Raw genomic sequence first — 21,154 nt, 5'->3', positions numbered from 1 at the left:
GGACCTCCTTATTTAAAACGACCGATCACATACATGATCAAAGACAGAACAATACTGGCAATGATCGATGTGACAATCGGAAAATAAAACGTTGTGTTGCCTTTTTTAAATACAAGATCGCCGGGCAGTTTGCCGACAATTGTCCATAGGCTGCCAATCACTATCAATACGATTCCCATAATTATCAACAACCGGGAAATTCCCATTAAGGATGCGGCACCTCCAAATTAAAATGCTCATACGCAAGAGCTGTGGCTACTCTCCCTCTTGGCGTACGCTGTATAAAACCGATCTGCAGCAAATAGGGCTCATACACATCTTCAATCGTATGCGATTCTTCCCCGATCGTAGCAGATATGGTTTCAAGACCGACAGGACCGCCTTTATATTTATGGATGATCCCTTGTAATAATTTATGGTCAATATGGTCCAATCCTAAACGGTCAACCTGAAGCATCTCCAGCGATTTATCAGCCAGGCCCAAAGTAATGGTGTCTGTCCCGTCCACCTGGGCAAAATCACGGACACGCTTGAACAGCCGGTTGGCTATTCTCGGCGTTCCTCTTGACCGCCGTGCAATCTCTGACGCAGACTGCAGATCAATCTTCATATTAAAAACACCGCTTGTTCGGGTTACAATTTCTGTTAATTCTTCAACCGTATAAAATTCAAGCCGGGCCAAAACGCCAAACCTGTCCCTGAGCGGTGATGACAGCGATCCTGCACGGGTAGTGGCTCCTACAAGTGTAAAGGGAGGCAAATCCAAACGGACTGACCGGGCTGTCTCTCCCTTACCGATGACAATATCCAAACAAAAGTCTTCCATTGCCGAATACAGCACCTCTTCTATGGCCCTTGATAAACGGTGGATTTCATCAATGAATAAAACATCTCCCGGCTCCAGCGCAGTAAGAATGGCGGCAAGGTCACCAGGCCGTTCAATCGCCGGACCGCTCGTGGACCGGAAATTGACATTCATTTCCCTCGCGATGATAGAGGCAAGGGTCGTTTTACCAAGCCCTGGAGGACCGTACAAAAGCACATGGTCGAGTGCCTCATTTCTCATTTTGGCAGCCTGGATAAAGATATTCAAATTTTCTTTTACTTTTTCCTGACCTATGTATTGATGCAGGTATTCCGGACGTAAACTCAGTTCAAAAAAATCATCCTTCGAGCTTTCTCCAGATACAATTCTATCGTCCAAAGCGATCACGCCCCTAATGATTCACTAGCTTTTGCAGCGCTTTCCTAATGTATTGATCCGTAGTCAGATCTTCCTTTTTAAGCGAAGGCAGCACTTTGTTGATCTCCTTTTTGGCATATCCCAATGCGGTTAATGCTTCCACCGCTTCATCCAGCTGATCTGAATGGTCAGGCGCCGGAGTCGCAAATAATCCTTCAGCCGGTTCGTCTGTAAAAATCGACAGCTTCCCTTTCAAGTCCAATATCATCTGTCGTGCGGTTTTTTTCCCTACACCGGGGAATTTAACCAGGAACGCTTCATCTTCGGCCTCAATGGCACGGATGACTTGTTCAGGCTGGCCAAAAGCCATAATGGCAAGCGCCCCTTTTGGACCGATTCCTGACACGTTCAGCAGTTTCAAAAACAGATCACGTTCCTTGCGCGCTTTAAAACCGTACAAAGCAAGCACATCTTCCCTTACATATTGGAACGTGTATATGGTTTCTGTTTGCCCCACCCTGTATATAAATGGATTGGGACAGAGAATCTGGTACCCGATACCATTCACTTCAAGCACAGTGTATTCGGCTGAAACATGTACAATTTTACCGTTTATGTGTTCAATCAATCATGTTCTCTCCTTCTAAACAACACGAGCGCTGTGCCGCTGTATAAAGCGACCATACGTTTCCTCTCCGTATTGTATCACAGAGTCCGTCTAAACGGGGATAATAACACCAAAGAGAGGTGTGAACATTTCTTCAAAAGTAACATTTAAACAGCCACAAAAAAAAGAGAACAGAAAAATCTGTTCTCTAGCGGTTATTTTGGAAAGGACGTTTCACTGCATTCCCTAAGTCGGTACCAGCTTTTCCGATGTCAGACATAATGCCTTTAACGTCGGAGCTGACTTCGCGCGTGGTCTTGCCGTTTTGGAGATTATTATCTACATTTTTGATTCGATTGACGATGTTATCATCCGTTGTTACACGAACATCCCGATTGGGAACCAGTTTCTTTACTTCTCTATAGACCCTGTGATCCACGGCCTTTTTGTTGTTTTCGCTGGTATCTATCCCGACAATGACGTTGTTATCATTCAAAATAACATGAGCATCGTCTACATTGTTCATACGGTTGACACGGTCACGGATCTTTTCGGCAAGGGCACCATCATAGTTTTGATCGTATCCAACATTCCTTGGCGCGTTATTGTCCGTACGGTTGTTATCCATCATATCGGTTACAGGACCTTTGCTGCGGTCCATCCCATCGCGGTCACCCTGCTTGTTGTAATAACCGATCGGCCGCACGTCGTTATCATTGCGGTCAAGTGCACCTTTATTGGTATTACATCCCACAAGTCCTGCTGCCAATGTAAGAACCGTTAATCCACTTAGTATTGGTTTCAATGCAAAAAACCTCCTTTCACCACTATAATGGCTGTCGGAGGCTTTTTTTACTCTGTTACATAAAGGTAAGACATATAATTTTTGGCATCACGATTTTTTGGAGATTACTTCCTGAATACGCCTGATGAACTTTCGCCGGTAAGAAAGATCATCTTCTGTAAAAATGGTCATCTCTTTGATTTGTTCCTTCCCCGCTTCAAACGCCCGGTTCCACTCTCTGTATAAATCGGTCGGAAAAACCAATGCGGTTAAAAACCATTTCTTTTTAAGCAAGGCCACAAGCTCCGGATCCTCACACTTTTGTAAAATGGAAGGCGCCCAGTCCCAATACGGCATGACCCTGTTCACATACTGAAGAATGTCATAATCGTGAGGAACCACGGAGAATAAGTCATAATCAATTAAGATAACGTCGTCTTCACTTCTGCGCATAAAATTGTGAGGAGCCACATCACCATGGCAAACTTCCCCCTTTTCCTGCGCCTCCTGTTCCATCCGTTCGAGTTCTTTTCGGTTTAACTGGCTTAATGACCATTTCCCCCAGGCTATCATCTCTTGAAAGGCTTCATCCATCTCGGCAGAAATGGAATGTTTTTTACTATTCCGCTTAAAAGCATTAAATCGCTTCGTCCACTTTTCAATAAGTGAATAGCTCGAAAGAAGTGAAAGATAACTGTCTGATGTATAGACGCTTTGTGCGTGAAATTTTCGGATGGCATGTATTCCGTCCCTGACATCTTTTTCATCGTTCAGATCGAGTTCATCACCTTTATAAAACGGCATAATCCCCCAATACATGTGATCAAAGTAATGAACGTTTTTACCCGTTGGATACGTGGTATAAACCCCCATCATGGGATGATCGTATTGAGAATACCATTGGGAAAGCTTTAACTGCTCCATGCACTCATCTTTTCGGGAAAACCCTTTTAGCACATAAACGCCAGCTTTGGTTTCAACAATGCAAACATTGTATTTTACGAAATAGTGACTGATCACATCCAGTCCTTTTCCAGTTAGACTGCTCAAGAAGAGTCGCTTTCTTTTGAAACCGTCTCTGTATTCTTTATTCTTCATCTTGATCCTGGCTGTCTATTGAGCCATCGCGGTAATCCGCTTCTGAGTATGGATTTGGCAGTTCCTGCATCCCTTCCCCGTGTTCTGGTTCGTAGCCCCCGAATGACTCGTGATCGGTCATGTCTCCATAATAGGTTTCAAAACTGTGGTCTTGAGAATCTTCTCCGTACATGTCAGGACGACCGGTTTCATATTGGCCGCCATACTGCTGGCCGGGTATCATTCCCTGGCTCATTTGTGGACTCATGCCATATTGCTGGCCGCCATACTGCTGGCCCGGCATCATTCCCTGGCCCATTTGCTGACTTGGCATGATTCCCTGACCCATCTGCTGACCGCTTCCGTATTGCTGGCCTCCGGACAGCTGACCCGGCATCATTCCCTGGCCCATCTGCTGGCCACTGCCCATTTGCTGGCTTCCATATTGCTGACTTGGCATTCCCTGGCCCATCTGCTGGCCTGACATTCCCTGACCCATCTGCTGGCCTGACATTCCCGGGTCCGTCTGCTGACCGCTTCCGTACTGCTGGCCTCCATATTGCTGACCTGGCATCATTCCCTGGCCCATCTGCTGGCCACTGTCCATTTGCTGGCTTCCATATTGCTGACTTTGCATTCCCTGACCCATCTGCTGGCCTGACATTCCCGGGTCCGTCTGTTGACCGCTTCCGTACTGCTGGCCTTGCATTCCTTGACCCGTCTGCTGACCGCTTCCGTACTGCTGGCCTCCATATTGCTGACCTGGCATCATTCCCTGGCCCATCTGATGGCCACTGTCCATTTGCTGGCTTCCATATTGCTGACCTTGCATTCCCTGACCCATCTGCTGGCCTGACATTCCCGGGTCCGTTTGTTGACCGCTTCCGTACTGCTGGCCTGGCATTCCTTGACCCATCTGCTGTCCGCTTCCGTACTGCTGGCCACCATATTGCTGACCTGGCATCATTCCCTGGCCCATCTGTTGGCCACTTCCGTAATGCTGGCCTCCATACTGCTGACCTGGCATCATTCCTTGGCCCATCTGCTGGCCACTTCCGTAATGCTGGCCACCATACTGCTGACCTGGCATTCCCGGGTCCATTTGTTGGCCGCTGCTGGAATGTTGACCTTGCATTCCCTGACCCATTTGTTGGCCGCTTCCGTACTGCTGGCCACCATGCTGCTGACCTGGCATTCCATGCTGTGAACCCATTTGTCCGTGCTGTGGCATGCTGCCGTAACCCATTTGGCTACTTCCCATGGAAAGTGTTCCTCCCCCTTGATAGGACGGATACACCTGCTGTCCCTGCCCCGGCATTGCACTAAAAGGAGGCATGCCCGCTCCTGCACCCCCGTACACAGGCGCCGTATATCCTTGCGGCTGCTCAAACATAGGAGGGACTCCAGAATACATGTGGTTCATTGCAGAAGAAGACTCTTCTGCCAGAAAAGGATGCATTTGTTTTCCCATCCCAAAGCCGTCTTTCCCATGAGTAAGTCCTGCTGGCGGAGACACATAGACAGGCGGTGCAAAATCCATCTTTGGTGCCTGATGATGAATCGGTTGATGGTGGGCCCATTTCATATGCGAAGAAGAGGAAGACTCCATGTATGCGGTAAAATCCTTATGGCTCATTGGCGCCAGCGGTTTCGGAGATTTCATGGAAGATTCTTTGTACGTTTTCTTTGGCAGCAATGGATTAAAAGGCATATCTTTTTTTGCGAGTGCCGGTTTCAACGACATAATCGGCCCTGCTTTCATAGGCATTTTCAGCTCTGCCTTTGGTGCCATTTTCGGTTCTGCTTTCGGCGCCATTTTTGGTTCAGCCTTGGGTACGAATTTGGGTTCTGCTTTCGGGATAATTGGAGCGGCTTTTGGAGGAGCGGGAATGGGTGCTGGTTTAGGCGGCGGCGGTGGCGGAGCAGGAACCGGGATTTCCTGAACCGGGGCGACCGGCATTTCCTTTTTGGGCATCTCTTTTTTGGATGGCAGCTTGAACGGCATTTTCATTTTTTCTCCCCGGCCTGCCGGTATTTCGGGAGAAGGTATTTTAACTTTTGATCCCCTTTCAAGTACTCCGCCATATGATGTGCCGGCGTTTACCCGTCGTAGTTCTTCTAATGGAATGTTATACTTATCGGCGATTTTTTCGAGAGTATCACCTTTTTGAACGATATGAATTCTCACGTAAACAAAACTCCCTCCTGCCAAAATTTCTTTACAGTATATGAAAATCTGGGCATTGTGCTACTACCTATTTCAGTAGTCGGTCCTTTACCAATTTATGCCCTGAAAATCAGCTGTATGACTTTGACAGGAGGGGGTTAGCGTTAAGCTCTTACCAGCATTCGCTGGAGTGCTTTTACAGCGTATTCAGTTGTTTCATTATCCACTGTGATGATGTTTCCCGGCTCTTCCTGTAGAATCCGCTCAAGCGAATAGGTAAGATGGGGGAGATCAATGCGGTTCATGGTCAGACACGGGCACATGTTTGGATTCAATGAAATGATTGTTTTGTCTGGATGATCGTTTTTCAGACGGTTTACCAGATTCATTTCTGTTCCTATGGCCCATGAACTGCCGGGAGGTGCTTTTTGAATAGCCTGAATAATGTAGTGAGTAGAGCCAGCCATGTCCGACAGCTGTACCACTTCATGGGTGCATTCCGGGTGAACGATGATGTTCATCTCTGGATTGGTCTGCCTGAGGAATTGAATATTTTCGACCGTAAACTTTTCATGTACCGAGCAGTGGCCTTTCCACAAAATCACCTTTACATCATCCAATTCTCCCTCGTATTCCAACTGCTGCTTCTGCGGATCCCAAACCGCCATCCGACTTAAAGGGATACCCAGCGTATAGGCCGTGTTTCGTCCCAAATGCTGGTCAGGCAAAAAGAGGATGCGCTCCTTTTGCGTAAACGCCCATTCCAGCATTTTCTCCGCATTGGATGAGGTAACTGTAGCGCCTCCATTCTTTCCGCAAAACGCCTTGATGGCAGCAGTGGAATTCACATAGGTAAGCGGTAAAATGGTATCTCCGAATACATGCTGCAGGCGGTCCCACGCGGTTTTCGTCTGATGAATATCAGCCATGTCCGCCATGGAACAGCCGGCTCTCATGTCGGGCAAGATCACCTTTTGGTGGGATTCTGTCAGCATATCAGCTGTTTCCGCCATAAAATGAACCCCGCAAAATACGATGTATTCCGCTTCACGGTTCAGAGCGGATTGCTGGGCGAGCTGAAGCGAATCTCCGGTTGTGTCCGCGAACTGTATGACCTCGTCCTTTTGATAATGGTGTCCAGGAATGAACAGCCTATTGCCAAGTTGTTTTTTTACTGCATGTACCCTTCCGGCCATTTCCTCTTCAGTCATTGAAAAATAATGATCAGGAATGCTGGATTTCTGCTTGAAGGCTTCCAGTAAGCTCATCCTTAACCCCTCCTGTGATGTTTAAACTAATATCAAGGGATATTGCTGAATGGGTCAGCATCCCAAGAGAAATAAAATCCACTCCTGTTTTTCCGTAGGAGCTGAGGTCCTCCAGTGAAATTCCACCTGAAGCTTCTGTAATGATATGGTCCGGAATAAAGGCCTTCCAGCGCTCAATTTCTTCTGGTGTCCGGTTATCGAACATAATGACATCCGCTTTTGCACATACCGCTTCTTTGACCTGTTCAAGTGTTTCCGTCTCCACTTCGATCTTCACCATATGGCCGAGGTGTTTCTTAACTTTTTTTACTGCTTGAGTAATTCCTCCTGCACGTTCGATATGATTATCTTTGATCATTACACCATCATACAGCCCAAACCTGTGGTTGTATCCGCCCCCGCACTGTACAGCATATTTCTCAAACATCCTTAAACCTGGCGTGGTTTTGCGTGTATCACAAATTTTAGTAGTCGAACTGTCCAAAGCGGTTACCGCGTTATGAGTTAACGTGGATATTCCCGACATCCGCTGCACAAGGTTTAGAATAACCCGTTCCCCACTGTACACCGCTGCGGCCGGTCCCTTCACTTCCACCAAAACTTGACCGGCTGATATCACATCTCCGTCCTTGACTTTTGGGAGTACAGTACAGTTTTCACTTAACAGGCGATAACCTTCGATTACAACATCCATTCCCGAAAAAACACCTGGTTTTTTTGCAACCAGCCTGGCTTCGGTCATTTCTTCTTCAGGGAACAAAAGCCCACTCGTTACATCCCCTTCTCCAAGGTCCTCAAGCAAAAATTCCTGCAGCTGTTTTTTTAGCTTCAGCTTGTTCATGATAATCCTTCCTTCTGTAAATTTGTTTTTTCAGCCATTCCCGGTCATTGCTGACGGGGAAGTCGGTACGATAATGTCCTCCCCGGCTTTCTTTCCGTATAAAAGCAGAAGTGACGATAAGCTGCGCGGTTTGCAGCATGTTCAGCACTTCCATCTCATGGACGGTACATCCAAAGTCCGGAGTCCTTTTTTCATGTTCCTCAAACCAGGCTATTGCCTCGCTTAAACCGTCAGGAGTCCTTACAATGCCAGCGTACTTGGTCATCATTTCCTTTATATCTTCTTTTTCAGGCAGCCATCCTGCAGATTTCGTATGCATAAAATTAAAGCTGATGGGAGCTGAGACTGAAGCTGCGCCAGGTCCATCAAGAATGTTCAAAGCCGTCCGTTTGGAAAACACAACGCCTTCAAGCAAGGAATTGCTCGCTAGCCTGTTGGCACCATGAACGCCTGTACGGGATGCTTCTCCCACTGCATACAGCCCGGGGACTGTCGTTCGTCCCCATTCATCGGTTACGGCTCCGCCCATTGTGAAATGGGCACCTGGCGCTACAGGAATCCATCCGTCCTTCAAGGAGATTCCGGCACGATTACATTGCTTGGTGATGGTCGGAAACCTATTTGTGAAATTATTCACGTTCGAAACATCAAGAAAAACCTTCCTTCCCTGGTTTTTCGATTGATGGATCGTCCGGGCCACAATGTCACGCGGTGCAAGATCCTCAAGCTCATGAATCCCTTTCATCACCCGTTCTCCCTGATCTGTGAGCAAGATTCCTCCCTCTCCTCTGACCGCTTCGGATACGAGTCCGAACGATTTTCCCTGAGTATAGAGCATGGTTGGGTGAAACTGCAGAAATTCCAGATCGGATAACAGAGCTCCTGCACGATAAGCAAGGGCTATGCTGTCGCCAGTTATGCTTTCATCATTGGAATGAACGCTGTACAGGCCGGCTGCTCCTCCAGAAGCAAGAATAACTGCATCTGCTCTATACACCGTTACTTCTCCGTTTTCCAGCTTGGTCCAGGCACCCCTGCAACAGCCACCCTCAACAATTAAATCGCCAACCATTTCATTTTCTTTGATCGTCACATGACCAGCAATGCGTCTAAACAGCGTTTTAATCATCTTCGAACCGGTTCTGTCGCCACCCGCATGAAGGATTCTTGATTTTCTGTGCCCTCCTTCTCTGCCCAGTGATACTGTTCCGTCCGGATTCCTGTCAAACGGCACGTTCCATTTCTCAAGCTGGGAAACAAGTTCAGGCCCTTCCTTTACCAGTATTTCAGTCAGCGCTTCCTCGTTGTGAAAGCTTCCTGCTTTTATCGTATCAAGAAAATGTTCTGCCCAATGGTCATCTTGTTGTGTCGCTGCAGCTATGCCGCCCTGGGCATGATAGGAATTACTGTTTCGGAAAGAAGACTTTGTGATAATTGTCACATTCTTATGCGAACGCAAACATTCCGCGGCCATTAAACCGGCAATTCCGGTTCCAATGACCAGAACGTCTGTAAACTGTACGTTCATGTTTTAAGCCCCCGTTCGTTTTCTTTACAGGTGTCTTGACATTTATATTTACATACAACTACACTGATATCAAGAGTTTTTTTAGAGGCGGGATACTATATGATTTATTTGGACTATGCAGCAACAACACCCATGTCACCTGAGGCAATACACGTTTATGCGGAAACCGCTGGTTCGTATTATGCAAATACATCAAGTCTCCATGACCCGGGCACGGACGCTTCCGATTTGATCAATCTTGCCCGTGTTGAGCTCGCACGGATGCTCTCCTGCCAAAAGGACGGTATCTATTTTACGGGCGGGGGCTCTGATGGCAACTTTTTGGCGCTGACCAGTCTGGCCCGGGGCAACAGGGAAAAAGGAAACCATATCCTGACCTCCCCAATGGAGCACAGCTCTGTCATGAATACCCTATCTTTTCTTGAGAATGAAGGTTTTGAGGTGACAGTAGTTCCCGTTGATTCATACGGTCAAATCACCGAAGAGGCCCTTCGCCAATCCATAAAAGACAATACAATTTTGGCGACGATCTCCCATGGAAACAGTGAGATTGGCATCACTCAAAATTTGAAAATGATAGGAAACATACTAAAGGAACATGGAATCATGTTTCATAGCGATTGTGTTCAAACCTTTGGTAAACTGCCGGTCCAAGCAGAGGAAATGAATCTTGATGCACTCACGGTTTCAGCTCATAAGATACACGGCCCGAAAGGAATGGGAGCAGTGTATATCTCCCCACAACTGTCTATCAAACCGCTGTTAACGGGTGTAACCCACGAACGGGGCTTCCGGCAAGGCACGGTCAATACGCCGGGAGTTATCTCTTTTCTTGCGGCTGCAAGCAATCAATGGAACCATATGATAGAATGGAATACACATATTGATGATTTGATATCACAATTTCTTTCGCTAACCAGCGGCTTAGTTCAAATGGTCGTGGAAAGGACGGCGAGCACATTGCCTCATTTTCTTCCGATCCGGTTGGAAGGAATGGAAGGACAGTACGCCATGCTGGAATTGAACCGAAGAAAAATTGCCGTTTCCACCGGTTCAGCCTGTAAAGCCGGGCAGCAGGAACCGTCCAAAGCACTTATGGCGATCGGCCGTACCGCGGATCAGGCACATGAACTCGTGAGAATTACTCTAGGAAGGGAAACCACACGCGAAGAGATAACCACTCTCGCCAAAGCCCTTCAAGAGCTTGCAGAACGATTTTATGAACAAACAGGGAGTTGAAGAACGTGACAGTGGCACCAAAAATGCCTGGGGATGAAAGAAGAAATTTAATCAGGCAATGGCTGATGGAGAGCAGCCATCCGATCAAAGGCAGTGATCTGGCGGGAAGAACAAACGTCAGCCGTCAAGTAATCGTCGGTGATATATCCTTGCTAAAAGCCATGAACGAACCAATTATAGCCACCTCACAAGGATATATGTATTTGAAGGCGGAGGAAAAACAGGCTCCGCATACTCATTTGATTGTCTCCAATCATTCACCGGAAGACACAATGGATGAGTTATTCACCATTGTGGATCATGGCGTAACCGTTAAAAATGTCATTGTCGAACATCCGATTTATGGCGATCTGACCGCCTCCCTGCTCCTTAGCACAAGAAAAGAAGTCGAGGAGTTTTTACACAAACTGGAGACTACTAATGCGGCACTGCTCAGTACTTTGACAGAAGGCATTCATCTTCATACATTGGAAGCCCAATCGAAGGATCAGATCGAAAACGCCTGCTGGGAGCTAAAACAAAAAGGTTATCTGTTGTCTTAACCAAAAAAAGAGAGCTGTTTTGTTAAACAACTCTCTTTTTTTATGCACCTGTTCCAATCACTTCCACACTTTCTACAGCTTCCATCCGGTTTAGCGTGGCAAGCAGCTCGTTGATCTCACCGCGCAGCCCATTCGTTTCAATCGTTAAGGTGACATTGGCTCTTCCTTGAAGAGGAATGGTCTGATTGATGGTCAGAACGTTACAGCCAACCGATGCCACAATGGTCAACAGGCTTGAAAGCGCTCCTGACCGGTCTTCGAGATTTAGAGAAAGGGTTATAATCTTTTCCTTAATCATCGTATGAAACGGAAAAATTCCGTCTCTGTACTTATAAAACGCACTCCGGCTTAAACCTACTTTTTCCGCTGCTTCTGCCACCGTTTTTACTTTGCCCCGGTCCAAAAGAGACTTGGCTTCAAGTGTTTTTTGCATGGATTCTGAGAGAACGTCTTCCCTTACCATGTAATACTGCCTTTCCTTCATATGTACGATAACCTCCAAAACAGGTCTTTCCCTCAGTATATCCAAAGGTACTGCAAAATGTCTATGTCATAAAGACAAAAAAACAGACTGCTTGTACAGCAGTCTATTCCACAAACTCAAATTCATATTTAAGGATACGGATTGTATCCCCATGCTGAGCACCTTTTTCACGCAATGCTTCGTCCACACCCATAGAACGCATTTGACGGGCAAATCGTTTAACCGTCTCATCACGTGTAAAGTCAGTCATCTTGAACAAACGCTCAATCTTCGGTCCATTGATAATAAATGTCCCTGCGGAATCCCGCGTGATATAAAAGCCGGCTTCTTCTTTTTCGTGCTTGTAAAGGACACGGCTTTCTTCTTTTTCTTCGTGCATCATCGGAAACTCGGGTGTCGTTTCCAAAAGGTTGGCGGTTATATACAAAACCTCACGCAATCCCTGGCGTGTAACGGCAGAGATGGGATAAACCGGGATGTCCTCCTCAAGCTTTTCTTTAAATGCTTCAAGGTTCTCTTCTGCTCCAGGAATATCCATTTTATTGGCCACAACGATCTGTGGGCGTTCGGTAAGCCGTAAATTGTATTGTTTCAGTTCATCATTAATTTTGACAAAGTCCTCATATGGATCTCTGCCTTCCATGCCCGACATATCAATGACATGCAAAATAACCCTTGTTCTTTCGATATGGCGCAGGAACTGATGTCCGAGCCCGACACCCTCATGGGCACCTTCAATTAATCCCGGAAGGTCAGCCATCACAAAGCTCCGGCCATCATCCACAGCCACCACACCAAGGTTTGGTGTAATCGTAGTAAAGTGGTACTCGGCAATCTTTGGCTTGGCTGCAGAAACAACCGACAATAGAGTTGATTTACCAACGCTCGGAAATCCGACCAGGCCAACATCGGCCAAGACCTTCAATTCCAATATAACGTCTCTTTCCTCACCCGGTTCCCCATTTTCAGCAAGTTCCGGTGCCGGGTTTGCGGGCGTCGCAAAACGGGTATTTCCTCTTCCGCCACGTCCCCCTTTGGCAACAACCGCACGCTGTCCATGGTGGACGAGATCAGCCAGAACTTGTCCTGTCTCTGCATCGGTTACAACAGTCCCCGGTGGAACTTTAACAATCATATCTTCTGAGTTTTTTCCATGCATGCCTTTGGACATGCCGTGCTCGCCTCGTGTTGCCTTAAAATGCTTGTTGAATCGAAAGTCCATGAGGGTGCGCAGCCCTTCTTCGACTTCAAAAATCACATTAGCGCCTTTTCCGCCGTCCCCTCCGGCTGGACCGCCGTTAGGTACGTATTTTTCACGGCGAAATGCAACCATCCCGTTTCCGCCGTCTCCTGCCTTTACATAGACCTTGACCCGATCCACGAACATGTTTGCTCGCCTCCTTTTACTAGTTCTTTGCGTTTTCTAGCTGTAATACAAGAAATACTTCATCTGAATGAATATAGCTTTCGATAACGTCGAATAATTTATGTGTTTTCTGAAAATGTTCAAAGCCTTTTTTAACCGCTTCTTCGTTATGTATGCTGCCAGTCAGCCGGTACATAAATGAGGAAAAGTCTTTTTGGTTCGCAATCGTAAAGACCAGCCGGTTTTCAGCCAGCGGACTGACCGCTTGGCTTATCATATCAAAAAGGAAACGGCAGACATCAAGAAGCTCATTCTCTGCAAAAGACAGATTCTTTGCCTCGCCGGATACCCTGGTTTCCAGAATAATGGGGTGTTTCAGCCAGTTGAACGTGATCAGGTATTCGGCCAATTCAGGAACCTTTAAATTCATAAGGCTTGATTCATGTCTAGAAAAAAGAATGATCTCTTCAATAATTTCGTTTGCCCGTTCAGTCCGGCCGAGCGACAAGTTCGCTTTAATAAGCTGGAGCTGATTGAGCCAGTCATGGCGGGCATGCCTCAATACTTCTAAAGTCGACCAATCTCTACTCATACATTGCACTCCTGTTAACGTGTCTTTCCCTGCTTCACTGGCAGTTTAACCTAAATTTCCCGGTTGCACAACCTTGTAAACAAAAGAAAAAGCTCTAACCAACCCGGTTAGAGCTATCTTCTTACGCTTCGTTTGCGACTGGGTATACACTTACTTGTTTGCGGTCACGTCCAAGACGCTCAAAACGAACAACTCCGTCCACTTTCGCAAAAAGAGTGTCATCTCCACCGCGGCCTACGTTTGTACCAGGATAGATTTTCGTACCGCGCTGACGGTAAAGAATAGATCCTCCTGTTACCAATTGGCCATCCGCTCTCTTAGCACCAAGGCGCTTAGAGATGGAATCACGACCGTTCTTTGTGCTACCTACTCCCTTTTTGGAAGCAAAGTATTGAAGGTTTAATTTTAGCATTCGTCCCACCTCCTCATTCGGTGTTTTACAGTAAGCCTGCATTACGCCTGCTTTTCCTGCAAAGAAATAAATCGACCATAGTCGTTTTCGATTGTTTGTAAGGAAACAACCATACCTTCCAGAAGAAGCTGTACTTTTTCATGGATATGGTCTTCAAGATGATCCGGTGTGCGAAAAATCAGATAGCCCCCATCCTCATGTGTTTCCACATCAGGTGTAACGGAGCACAGAACTTCCACCGCATTGATCGCCCCAAATGAAACTGCAGATGCGCCGGCACAAACAAGATCCTGTCCGTACGGCCCTGAATCGGCATGTCCACTCATGGAAAACGATGTAATGCTTTTCCGTTCATCCCGGTAAATGGTTACCTTAATCATGGGAATTAACCGTTGATTTTGTCGATAACTACTTTAGTGTAAGGCTGACGGTGACCTTGTTTACGACGGTAGTTCTTTTTTGCTTTAAACTTGTAAACGATCACTTTTTGTCCGCGGCCATGTTTTTCAACTTTACCTGTTACAGTTACTCCATCTAGCAAAGGAGCTCCTACCTTCAGGCTGTCTCCACCAACCATAAGAACATCCTCAAATGTTACTACATCGCCAGCTTCCACATCAAGCTTTTCAACATAGATCGCTTGACCTTCTTCAACTCTTACTTGTTTACCACCAGTTTGAATAATTGCGTACATCACGTGCACCTCCTTGTAAACTCAGACTCGCCATCACAGGTGCTTTATGTAAAGCTTGGAAACCTGTTCCTGTGCGGTTGGAGCGGGTGCTCCAATAAACTAACAGAAGAATCATACCATGTGCGATACACCTGTGTCAATTTATCTTTTGATTCTTTGCTGTATATCTTCCGCCGAACCGATATGCCGAATCGTAAAAGACGGAGCGGTTTGTTTTTCACGGAACTCTGTTAAAAAAATGACAAAGGAAAGCTTGGACTCAAGCTGGTGCAAATTTTCATCATGCAGACCCTTTAAGTGATACAAAACATCAGCAGTCGCTTCAATCCATAACGCTTCCTCATCCATATACCTGTACTCTCTTAACGCAATCTCGGCCTGATTCGCGACCGTTTTGGCCGAAAGCACTCTTCCGGACTCCTGGCAGACACCGCAGGGTTCCGTTAAAGCATGGTGAAGGGACTGTCTTTCTTTTTTTCGGGTCATTTCAAATACACCCATACGGGTAAAGCCATGAATCACGGTGGTTATCCTGTCTGCCTGCAGCGCCCTTTTCAGCCATTCTTCCACCCTTTTTTGGTCTTCCGCTTCTGCCATTGTTATAAAGTCGATCACAATCATGCCTGATATATTGCGCAGCCTTAATTGCTTGGCAATTTCTTCTGCCGCTTGATGATTGGTTTGCAGGACGGTTTCCCTTCGGCTCGCCTTTCCGGTGAACTTATCGGTGTTAACATCAATCACTGTCATCGCTTCCGTGTAATCGATCCGTAACGAACCTCCATTTTTCAGCCAGACATGTGGCCGGAGGGCCTTTTCCCAAGTGGTTTCCGCACCGTAGTAAGAAAAGATGTTTTCTTTGCCGCTGTACAGGATGATTTTCTTTTGCAGAGACGGAAATGGCTTGGCTAGCATCAGCAATCTTCTAAACTCTGCACCATCGTCAATCACAATTTCCAGCGTTTCGTCATACCCGTGATCACGGATCAGTTTATTCAGGTAATCGGCTTCATCATGCAGGAGAGCCGGCGCTTCTTTTTGTTCAGCCGAGTTTTCAACCTGGCGATGACGTTCAATGAGCCCCCTAAACTCGGCCTCAATTTCTTCGTCTGGTTGGCCTGCGCATGATGTACGGAAAATGAGACCATCTTCTCCCCTGACCAGGGTTTGGCCATACAGGCGCCACTTTTCCTTTTCATTGCGGCTCATTTTTTTCGAAACGCCAATGTGTGACGCATTCGGCAAGAAAACCAGGCGCGATCCTGGAATGGAAAGCATTCCGGTCAGCCTGGCTCCCTTGGAATCCGTTTCTTCTTTCACGATTTGTACGATCAGTTCCTCTCCTTCCTGGACAAAAGAGCTGATAGTCATACCCTTCTTTTCTTCAGGAGACAGCCGGGACTGCTGATAAGATAAAAGATCATCACGATGAATGAATCCATTTTTGGTTGAGCCGATATCCACAAAGGCCGCCTGCATGCCAGGCAGAACACGCTTAACTCTGCCTTTGTAGATGCTGCCGGGTACAGGAAGACCCGCTACTGCTTCCATCTGCAATTCTGCGACTTTCCCATTTTCAATGACCGCTATCCGTTTCATTTGGGTGACGGCATTTATGATAATTTTCTTCATATACATTATCCTCACTAACATCACTGATGCTTTTCATTTTAACGAAAAAGATGGCCGATTGCACATCTGACCTGATTGGAGGAAAAAAAGGTGTTCAACACAAGCTTTTCTTCGACCACTCTGTTCTTTTCGTTTGTTTGAATCACGATAAAATGACGGACTCCTTTGCGAAAAAGGCTGATAACATCATATAGTTCGGCATCGGGCGAAACATGAATGGGCGTGGTCAATGCTTTATCCCCCTTCCCCTCTGACCGGGTCATCAAGAATCGTAGAAAAACATAGGGTCTCCGGTTCCATTCAATATAATGGGATACCCCCAAAAAGATCGCTATAATCCACAAATTGAGATGAAATGGGTCTCTTGGAAGGAAGGAAAGGAATAAGATGAGAAGCATGGAAAAGGAGCATAGTAAAAATACAGTATGCGCTTTTTTAAATGGAAAAATGCTGGTCGCTGCAATAAAAATGAGCTTCCCGCCATCAAGCGGCCAAATCGGCAGCAAATTAAATACTAAAAGAGTAAGGTTCATCTTCATGAACCAGTCACAGCTTGTTGAATCCCACCACCCCAGTTGCAAAGCAAGATAAGCAGCAGCCATCAGCCACAGATGCTGGATGGGGCCAGAGATGGTCACAATAATCTCCTCGGAGAACCGTCGGTTTCCATGCTCTTCCACTTCCGCCACCCCTCCAAAAGGGAATAGTTCAATCTTTTTAACACGCCATTGAAAAAGATGGGCCGCCGCATAATGACCCATCTCATGAATAAACACTGCGAAAAACAGCAACAGGATTTCCCTGAAGTGACCAGTTATAATAGAAAGTCCGATGGTCAGCCAGAAGAGCGGATTGATCCGTATTTTGGCCAAAAACTGAAGAAATGCATTATTCAAAATGAATGCCCACCTTGCTCGGATCAACAAAGGTGTTTCCTTTCTTTATGGCAAAATAAAACTTTCCTGTTTTTCCGTCTTCACTAGGCGACACCTTTCCGAGCGGTTTTTTTCGTTCCATGTAGCTGTACAGCTTCACATTCGCATCAATGCTGTCGAGGTGGCCATACCAGGATTCCTCACCATTGCTATGCTGAATGATGACCGTCTTCCCAAGTTTGTCTTTTTTTCCGATAAATGTGACATATCCTTCTTTTACGGTATCCACGTTTATTGATTTTCCCGTTTCTACCATAATTCCTTTTCCATTGGCTTCAAAGGATTGGTAGACTTTTCCGGAAGCAGGAACCGCATAATTGTCCGTTTTCTCAGTGCCCGCAAGCTCTTTTTGCGGCGCAGCCTGTTTGTCCGGAAGCAAAGCGAGTGGTTTACCAAACTGATTTTCATACCACTTTTGGGCAGCAGCAAACTGGAATTCATTATGATACATTTTCTTGACAATCTCCTGGCCCTTCACGGCCTGCTGGCCATCGTTTTTAAACAAAATGCCGGCGCCCAAAAACAGGCACACCCCTGCCATAAGCTGAAACAAAAAAAATGAACCGTTAAACCGGGGACCTTTCTTTTTCTCCTGAACCGGAGTGGATGGCCCTGTGTAAAGGCTGGTCTTGAACGGTTCCTGTTCCTCCCCGGCAATCTTGTCTGCATATCTCCGCCGGATTTCATCTGCGCTATTTCTCATTCCTGATTCCCCCGTATCTTGTTTACCACATCATATGACTTGTCCGGGGGGCTTATGACTTTTGTGCGCCATGAAATCAGACATGCACAGAAAAAGCCTTCATACGCGTCATCCATTTCTTACACGTGTGAAGGCTGTCATCTATCTCATGCCAAGCAATGTTTTGATTTTGGAAAAAAATCCTTTTTCCTCTTCTATGGTGGAAAGGGGAACGGATTCCCCAAGGATTCGTCTTGCAATGTTCCGATAGGCAATGGAAGCCTTGCTGCTCGGACTCATCGCAATGGGCTCACCCTTATTTGCTGCTTTAATTACATTTTCGTCATCCACCACAACACCGATGAGCTCGATGGCAAGAATGGACACAATCTCATCCACATCCAGCATATCCCCGCTCTTGGCCAGGTGATTCCGTACACGGTTGACGATAAGTTTCGGTGCTTCCACATCCTCTTGCTCGAGAAGACCGATGATGCGGTCTGCGTCCCGTACCGATGAAATTTCAGGATTGGTAACCACAATGGATTTGTCGGCGCCCGCTACCGCATTTTTGAATCCTTGTTCTATTCCTGCCGGACAGTCAATGATGACATAATCATAATCCTGTTTCAATTCCGAGATAATCTTTTTCATTTGTTCCGGTTGAACGGAGCTTTTATCTTTGGTCTGTGCAGCCGGAAGGAGGAATAAACATTCAAACCGCTTGTCTTTGATGAGAGCCTGATGAAGCTTGCAGCGTTCTTCCACAACGTCGACCAAATCATAGATGATCCGGTTCTCAAGTCCCATCAGAACATCAAGATTGCGAAGACCGATGTCTGTATCAACTAGACACACTTTTTTGCCAGAAAGGGCGAGGGATGTACCAATATTTGCAGAAGTCGTGGTTTTCCCGACTCCCCCTTTCCCAGAAGTAATGACTATTGCCTCTCCCATGATTCATTCCCCTTTCTTACTATAAACGATTCAGCTCTGGCCTGATTTTATGTACGATGCTGATCCGGTCAATCAAGATCTGACCTTCCTCATCGGAAATAAAGGCGCACTCCATTTCATGCCCATGTTCAGGGTAATGATCCGGCGCCCGGTTGATCATATCGGCAATTCGGAGCTGGGTGGGCTTCATGACAGAAGCGGCAATAACGGCTTCCCTGTTGCCAGAGGAACCGCTGTGGGCAATCCCCTTCAGGGAACCCAATACAAAAATGTTGCCTGTTGCCACGATTGTACCTCCGGGATTTACATCGCCAATCAGCAAAAGATCCCCCTGCACACTAAGGACCTGACCCGAGCGAACCACCTTTGAAACACGCATGATTTGTGCTTCTTTTTTCATTTCTTCCGCTTCGGCAACCGTAATGACATTGGTTTCAAACCGCTTGATTTCGAGATTTTTCTTTTGCCCGATAATTTCGCGGATGAGCCCTGATTGCTGATCGGTCAGATATCTGTTACCTGTTTTGACAATGACTGAAATAAGCGGTCCATTCAGCAACTGCCCATGATCGTCGGATAATTTATCATTCAGCTCTTCGAGAAGGTGCTCAAAAGAACACAAGTCATCCAATAGCAGAACGAGACCGTCTTTTGTACCTTTAATGGTTACATTATGTTGGAGTTTTTGTGCCATTGCCATCGTTCACCTCAACATACTTTCATTCGACAACTTATTGTGGAATCCTTTTTTTCATTCCATCAGTTTTCAGAAAGCGTTTTTTTATCCTTCTATCTTTCTAAGAAGCTTAGCAAAGGGATAAAAAACGATAATCGTAAATACAGCATTTAATATCAACGTCGGCAAAAGCCGGTCGTAGAAAAAGTCAGCCATTTTCACATCGGCTATCCCGATCAGAGAGTTTAAACCGTATACCAGAAATTCCAAGCCGGCAACTCCCAAAACGCTCAATAAAATCGTAACAAAAAAGTTACTGAAAAGATAGCGGGACAGTACAGCTATGAAATAGGCAACCAACGCGGTTGAAAACATGTATACCCCAATGAGGTCGGTATAAATCAAATCCGCGAACAGCCCGAAAATCAAACCATACACAATACCAAACGATGGTTTCAAATAGCAGGACATCAAAATGATCAGCACCATCGCAAAATGGGGGATCATTAAAAAATCCCAGCCATAATGTTCCGGCGCCAGCACCTGCATCACTGTGCTTTCCGCTAAAAATGCAATATAGGTGATAAAAGGAAGAAGAATTCTGCTCATTATTCTTCCTCCTTTGCTTTAAATTCGTTTTTATCCAACTGCTGCATGGATCGTTCAAGAATTGTCACATGGCTGAGATCATACAAATCGGCAGCGGGTTTAACATAGGCGATTTTCGTATGATCGGTTTCATCCGCCTTAATATCAGTAACCGTTCCAATCAGCAAACCTCTTGGAAAAGCTTCACCCAGCCCGGATGAGATCACCTTCTGCCCTTTTTTAATGGCCGCGTTGATAGGTATCTCTTTAAACAACAAGGATTGTTTTTTGGAATCATAGCCCTCAATCGTACCAAAAATGCGTTTGTTTCCTTCTACGATTGCAGATATTTGGTTGTTCTGATCATTGTCGCTGATCAACTGAACCGTAGAATGGAAGGCAGCGACTCTGGTCACTTTTCCAATAAAGCCTTGCGGTGAAACGACAGCCATATCCGTTTTCACCCCATCTTTATAGCCTTGATTCACAAAAATAAATTTGTTCCAGCGGTCGGGGGATCTCCCAATCACGGTCGCTTCCTTCACTTGATATTCAGTAAGGTCCGCTTCCTTTTCCAACTGGCCTTTTAAGCTTCGATTCTTTTGTTTTAAATCTTGAACGCTGACAGAAAGCTCCGCATACTCGTCGAGCTTTGATTTCAGCTTCTTATTTTCGGAATACATATTTTTCATTTCAGATAAGTTCTCAAAGAAACCCGCTATAGAGTTAGCGGGTTTATAAAACAGCGACTGGCTTATGCCAACCGTATCTTTTAAAAATTGTTCCGGCCAGCTTAATTCCTTGCGATCTTTCATAGAAAAGCCGATCATTGCCACCAAAACTATGATACTCGCAAGAAGAATGATAAGCCGCTTGTTCGAGAAAAATTGTGGCACGATC

General features: G+C 46.1%; 24 protein-coding genes and 1 other annotated feature. Of the genes, 2 read left to right on the top strand and 22 right to left on the bottom strand.

The genetic code is table 11. The features are described 5' to 3' along the window. Positions 1 to 8 precede the first annotated feature (8 nt). The 9 genes from AS030_RS14775 to nadB form a co-directional block, all read right to left on the bottom strand. A complete protein-coding gene (locus AS030_RS14775; protein WP_061972630.1) occupies positions 9 to 206 on the bottom strand; it encodes a DUF2905 domain-containing protein in 198 nt (65 codons plus the stop codon). Beyond that, a complete protein-coding gene (gene ruvB / locus AS030_RS14770; RefSeq protein WP_061972629.1) occupies positions 206 to 1,204 on the bottom strand; it encodes a Holliday junction branch migration DNA helicase RuvB in 999 nt (332 codons plus the stop codon). Before ruvB ends, AS030_RS14775 begins: the two co-directional genes overlap by 1 nt. Before the next feature lie 13 nt (positions 1,205 to 1,217). Next, positions 1,218 to 1,811, bottom strand: a complete 594-nt coding sequence (ruvA, locus tag AS030_RS14765; RefSeq protein WP_061972628.1) for a Holliday junction branch migration protein RuvA — start codon at positions 1,809 to 1,811, stop codon at positions 1,218 to 1,220. Between the two features lie 187 nt (positions 1,812 to 1,998). After that, complete coding sequence (locus AS030_RS14760) at positions 1,999 to 2,595, bottom strand: YhcN/YlaJ family sporulation lipoprotein (RefSeq protein WP_061972627.1); 597 nt, start codon at positions 2,593 to 2,595, stop codon at positions 1,999 to 2,001. 87 nt (positions 2,596 to 2,682) lie between these two features. Then, positions 2,683 to 3,624 carry a phosphotransferase gene (locus tag AS030_RS14755; protein ID WP_162264553.1) on the bottom strand — a complete coding sequence of 314 codons (942 nt, stop codon included), beginning with the start codon at positions 3,622 to 3,624 and terminating at the stop codon, positions 2,683 to 2,685. Positions 3,625 to 3,661: 37 nt separating this feature from the next. Next, positions 3,662 to 5,839 carry a LysM peptidoglycan-binding domain-containing protein gene (locus tag AS030_RS14750; protein ID WP_061972625.1) on the bottom strand — a complete coding sequence of 726 codons (2,178 nt, stop codon included), beginning with the start codon at positions 5,837 to 5,839 and terminating at the stop codon, positions 3,662 to 3,664. 143 nt (positions 5,840 to 5,982) lie between these two features. Beyond that, on the bottom strand, positions 5,983 to 7,086 hold the full coding sequence (nadA, locus tag AS030_RS14745) for a quinolinate synthase NadA (protein ID WP_061972624.1): 1,104 nt from the start codon (positions 7,084 to 7,086) through the stop codon (positions 5,983 to 5,985). Further along, on the bottom strand, positions 7,043 to 7,927 hold the full coding sequence (nadC, locus tag AS030_RS14740) for a carboxylating nicotinate-nucleotide diphosphorylase (protein WP_061972623.1): 885 nt from the start codon (positions 7,925 to 7,927) through the stop codon (positions 7,043 to 7,045). The genes nadA and nadC overlap by 44 nt, the downstream gene beginning before the upstream one ends. Next, positions 7,881 to 9,455 (bottom strand): L-aspartate oxidase, encoded by a 1,575-nt coding sequence (nadB, locus tag AS030_RS14735; RefSeq protein WP_061972622.1) that lies wholly within the window; start codon positions 9,453 to 9,455, stop codon positions 7,881 to 7,883. The genes nadC and nadB overlap by 47 nt, the downstream gene beginning before the upstream one ends. Positions 9,456 to 9,554: 99 nt before the next feature. Here nadB and AS030_RS14730 point away from each other — a divergent pair, with 99 nt between their 5' ends. Both AS030_RS14730 and AS030_RS14725 read left to right on the top strand, forming a co-directional pair. Next, entirely contained in the window at positions 9,555 to 10,694 is a 1,140-nt protein-coding gene (locus tag AS030_RS14730; protein WP_061972621.1) for an IscS subfamily cysteine desulfurase, read from the top strand. A gap of 23 nt (positions 10,695 to 10,717) precedes the next feature. Further along, positions 10,718 to 11,236, top strand: coding sequence for a transcription repressor NadR (locus AS030_RS14725; RefSeq protein ID WP_061973047.1), 519 nt, complete (start codon positions 10,718 to 10,720; stop codon positions 11,234 to 11,236). Positions 11,237 to 11,276: 40 nt separating this feature from the next. Here the strand turns inward: AS030_RS14725 and AS030_RS14720 are convergent, their stop codons facing one another. From AS030_RS14720 to mreC, 13 genes are all read right to left on the bottom strand, one after another. After that, positions 11,277 to 11,720, bottom strand: a complete 444-nt coding sequence (locus AS030_RS14720; RefSeq protein ID WP_061972620.1) for an ACT domain-containing protein — start codon at positions 11,718 to 11,720, stop codon at positions 11,277 to 11,279. A 103-nt stretch (positions 11,721 to 11,823) separates the two neighbouring features. After that, positions 11,824 to 13,107 (bottom strand): GTPase ObgE, encoded by a 1,284-nt coding sequence (obgE, locus tag AS030_RS14715; protein WP_061972619.1) that lies wholly within the window; start codon positions 13,105 to 13,107, stop codon positions 11,824 to 11,826. Positions 13,108 to 13,126: 19 nt separating this feature from the next. Beyond that, positions 13,127 to 13,678 (bottom strand): Spo0B C-terminal domain-containing protein, encoded by a 552-nt coding sequence (locus AS030_RS14710; RefSeq protein ID WP_061972618.1) that lies wholly within the window; start codon positions 13,676 to 13,678, stop codon positions 13,127 to 13,129. 121 nt (positions 13,679 to 13,799) lie between these two features. Beyond that, on the bottom strand, positions 13,800 to 14,090 hold the full coding sequence (gene rpmA, locus AS030_RS14705; protein ID WP_061972617.1) for a 50S ribosomal protein L27: 291 nt from the start codon (positions 14,088 to 14,090) through the stop codon (positions 13,800 to 13,802). Positions 14,091 to 14,131: 41 nt separating this feature from the next. Further along, a complete protein-coding gene (locus AS030_RS14700) occupies positions 14,132 to 14,470 on the bottom strand; it encodes a ribosomal-processing cysteine protease Prp (RefSeq protein ID WP_061972616.1) in 339 nt (112 codons plus the stop codon). A gap of 5 nt (positions 14,471 to 14,475) precedes the next feature. Continuing rightward, positions 14,476 to 14,784: a 50S ribosomal protein L21 gene (gene rplU, locus AS030_RS14695; protein ID WP_061972615.1), complete on the bottom strand. Its 309-nt coding sequence runs from the start codon at positions 14,782 to 14,784 to the stop codon at positions 14,476 to 14,478. Positions 14,785 to 14,797: 13 nt separating this feature from the next. Continuing rightward, positions 14,798 to 14,873 (bottom strand) — a sequence feature (ribosomal protein L21 leader region). 52 nt (positions 14,874 to 14,925) lie between these two features. Next, positions 14,926 to 16,416, bottom strand: a complete 1,491-nt coding sequence (locus AS030_RS14690; protein ID WP_061972614.1) for an Rne/Rng family ribonuclease — start codon at positions 16,414 to 16,416, stop codon at positions 14,926 to 14,928. Between the two features lie 38 nt (positions 16,417 to 16,454). Then, positions 16,455 to 17,312 (bottom strand): M50 family metallopeptidase, encoded by an 858-nt coding sequence (locus tag AS030_RS14685; RefSeq protein ID WP_061972613.1) that lies wholly within the window; start codon positions 17,310 to 17,312, stop codon positions 16,455 to 16,457. Beyond that, positions 17,305 to 18,054, bottom strand: a complete 750-nt coding sequence (locus AS030_RS14680) for a M23 family metallopeptidase (protein WP_061972612.1) — start codon at positions 18,052 to 18,054, stop codon at positions 17,305 to 17,307. The genes AS030_RS14685 and AS030_RS14680 overlap by 8 nt, the downstream gene beginning before the upstream one ends. A 141-nt stretch (positions 18,055 to 18,195) precedes the next feature. Continuing rightward, the gene (minD, locus tag AS030_RS14675; protein WP_061972611.1) at positions 18,196 to 18,990 is read right to left on the bottom strand and encodes a septum site-determining protein MinD; all 795 of its coding nucleotides are present in this window, start codon (positions 18,988 to 18,990) and stop codon (positions 18,196 to 18,198) included. Positions 18,991 to 19,009: 19 nt separating this feature from the next. After that, the gene (minC, locus tag AS030_RS14670) at positions 19,010 to 19,684 is read right to left on the bottom strand and encodes a septum site-determining protein MinC (protein WP_061972610.1); all 675 of its coding nucleotides are present in this window, start codon (positions 19,682 to 19,684) and stop codon (positions 19,010 to 19,012) included. Positions 19,685 to 19,771: 87 nt separating this feature from the next. Next, positions 19,772 to 20,275: a rod shape-determining protein MreD gene (gene mreD / locus AS030_RS14665; protein ID WP_061972609.1), complete on the bottom strand. Its 504-nt coding sequence runs from the start codon at positions 20,273 to 20,275 to the stop codon at positions 19,772 to 19,774. Next, entirely contained in the window at positions 20,275 to 21,150 is an 876-nt protein-coding gene (gene mreC / locus AS030_RS14660; protein WP_061972608.1) for a rod shape-determining protein MreC, read from the bottom strand. Before mreC ends, mreD begins: the two co-directional genes overlap by 1 nt. Positions 21,151 to 21,154 lie beyond the last annotated feature (4 nt).

It is taken from the genome of Fictibacillus enclensis (assembly GCF_001457035.1).
GTDB classification, from domain to species: Bacteria; Bacillota; Bacilli; order Bacillales; family Fictibacillaceae; genus Fictibacillus_C; species Fictibacillus_C enclensis.
The sequence above is the reverse complement of the archived record's forward strand: the minus strand, read 5'-3'. Positions and strand labels throughout refer to the sequence as shown.